The sequence below is a fragment of the Pseudomonas sp. AM4(2022) genome, from assembly GCF_036346515.1.
GTDB lineage: Bacteria > Pseudomonadota > Gammaproteobacteria > Pseudomonadales > Pseudomonadaceae > Aquipseudomonas > Aquipseudomonas paracarnis.
Genome location: NZ_JAOTNW010000054.1, coordinates 1 through 1668, shown reverse-complemented (window position 1 = coordinate 1668; position 1668 = coordinate 1). Strand labels below are relative to the sequence as shown.

General features: G+C 62.2%; 1 protein-coding gene. It reads right to left on the bottom strand.

The genetic code is table 11. The features are described 5' to 3' along the window. Positions 1–1668 (bottom strand): condensation domain-containing protein (locus tag ODQ19_RS27905; RefSeq protein ID WP_330211826.1); only part of this gene is annotated, 1668 nt, incomplete at both ends.

Here is a 1668-nt window from a genome sequence, read left to right as displayed (position 1 = left end):
GCGGCCGAGAAGCCGGCGTCGGTCTGGTTCCACAGCTGGATAATATGTTGCTGCTCTTCGTCGTCCAATAACTGCAACTGCCCAATGTTCTGCTGCTGATCGGCAACCATTGCCTGCAACAGGTTCTGCCAATGGCGTGCCATACGCTTGATGGTCGCGGCCTCGAACAGGTCGGTGGCATAACTCAGCGAGGCACTTAACTGCTCCCGGGACTCTTCGATGTCCAGGGTCAGGTCGAATTGCGCGACCGCCTCGTCCCAGCTCACAGGACTGACTTCAAGCTGGCCCAGGCGTTGCAAATGCTGGCCGGCTAGGCTGATATGGTGGTTGAACGCCACCTGGAACAGTGGGCTCAGGCTGAGACTGCGCTCGGGCTGCAGCGCCTCGACCAGTTGTTCGAAGGGCAAGTCCTGATGGGCCTGGGCTTCGAGCGCGCGCCGCTTGACCTGGGCCAGCAACTGGCTGACGGTGGTGTGCCCATCGATCTCGGCCTTGAGCACCTGGGTGTTGACGAAGAAGCCGATCAGGCGCTCGGTCTCGACCCGGTTGCGGTTGGCAATCGGCACGCCGACGCGAATATCCGGCTGGCCACTGTAGCGATGCAGTAACATCTGATAGGACGCCAGCAACAGCATGAACAGCGTCACACCCTCGCGCTGGGCCAGGGCCTTGAGGCTGTCGAGCAACGGTATTGGCAACGGGATGTTCAAGCGTGCACCACGATGGGTCGGCACTGCCGGGCGCTGATGATCGAATGGCAGTTCCAGCACCGGTTGCTCGCCACCCAATACTTCACGCCAGTAATCGAGTTGGCGAGTTTTCTCGCCCGCTTCCATCCAGCTACGCTGCCACAGCGCGTAATCGACGTACTGGATCGGCAGCGCCGGCAGTTGCAGCCCTTCGCCTCGGCTGTAGGCGGCATAAAGCTGGACCAGTTCATCGACCATCACCTGCATCGACCAACCATCGGAAATAATGTGGTGCTGCACCAGCACCAGCACATGTTCGTCTTGCGCCAGGCGCAACAGGCTGACACGCATAAGCGGGCCCTGGCGCAGGTCGAATGGCTGGGTGATGCTCGCTTCTACCTGGGCTTTCAGACTCGCTTCATCGGCGTCCGCCAAGGCGAGCTCGACCCTTGCTGGCGGGCTGATCACTTGCACGGTGCGGCCGGCATCCTGCTGCAAGTGGGTACGCAAGCTTTCGTGGCGCGCGACCAATGTATCGAAGGCGCGCTGCAGGGCGTCGCGGTCGAGTTGCCCTTTCAGGCGCAACGCGCGGGGTACATGGTAGGCCGCGCTGCGGGGGGCCAGTTGCCACAGGAACCATTGGCGCTCCTGCGCATAGGACAGCCCCAGCGGCTGCTCACGTTCGACGCGCTCCATACGGCTGCTTTCAACGTGTGCCTGGGTCAGGCTACGGACAAAAAGGCCCAGCACCGGCTGATCGAACAGGGCTTTCAAGCCCACATCGAGGCCCAGGCCATGACGGATGCGCGAGACGGCCTGGGTGGCCATCAGCGAATGCCCGCCGCGTTCGAAGAAGTGGTCATTGAGGCCGACACGTTCAACACCGAGCACTTCGGCCCAGATCGCAGCGATCTGTTGCTCCCGTTCAGTCAGTGGCGCGATATACTCACCACCCGCTGCCTCGGGCTTGGGCAGGGCC